This window comes from Petrotoga sp. DB-2, assembly GCF_054051725.1.
The window spans coordinates 21,109-21,977 of the sequence record NZ_JBSVZD010000032.1 but is presented as its reverse complement, the minus strand read 5'-3'; the positions used below and the strand labels follow the sequence as shown (position 1 = coordinate 21,977).

General features: G+C 30.8%; 1 protein-coding gene. It reads right to left on the bottom strand.

Annotated features, from left to right (window positions below):
• Window positions 1–251: 251 nt before the first annotated feature.
• On the bottom strand, window positions 252–869 hold a 618-nt coding region (locus ACW9JY_RS09055), incomplete at its 5' end, for a hypothetical protein (RefSeq protein WP_457284113.1).

Sequence of the window (869 nt, the reverse complement as noted above, 5' to 3'; positions counted from 1 at the left end):
AGCGTTTACCCTGAGCCAGGATCAAACCCTTCATCCTAAACTCTTCAGTCTCCTCTATCTACTTTTCAAAGACCAACATGCATTGAGGGGTGAACCCCTCAAACTCCACAAATTCAAATTCCTTCTTTTTTAAAAGAACTTCGTTTGCATAAAAACCCTAACTTCATTAACTCTTTCATCCTTCAGCGTTGTATATATTATCACATCACTCTACCTTTTGTCAATTTCTTTTTTATGAACTTATTTGAAAATTATTGTGAATTCATCAAGGCAAAAGAATAGTATACATTGAATATTGAGTATCCTAAATAGGCTATGGAAGGTAAATAAAACCATTTATTTTGGCCTATTTCAGTTTGACCGAACAGTTGAATTCCTACCCAGTTCAAGGAGTATTTTATTATTATATAAGTTATAAAAAAAGTCATAAAAAGTGAAAAGAAAAATATGATGGCGCCTATTAACGAATATTTGTGAAGTCTAGCTTTTTCTATGGCATATATTTCAAATAATATTCCTAAGATAAGTATTAATATAGATAGAAAAAATATTTGTCTGGTTTCTAAAGGAAAATTTGGGTTAAGTAAATCATTAATAATGGGTCTTGCAATGTTAGTTATAAGAATGAATAATAAAAATATTACAGAAATAACTATATTAAATGTTCCATACAACATTTCAGCGAGTGTAAAAGGAGATTTTTTCTCTTTTTTTATACTTTTCACATTTTTTGGCGTTATATTTTGATTTGTTCTTTTATAATAATCTTCAATGTTTACTTTCATTATTTTCTCCTTTTGATGAATAATTACTGTTATAGCGCCCCTTTGCCCCGCAGCCCGCCCTTCTAAAGGGGTGGAGGGGTCCGC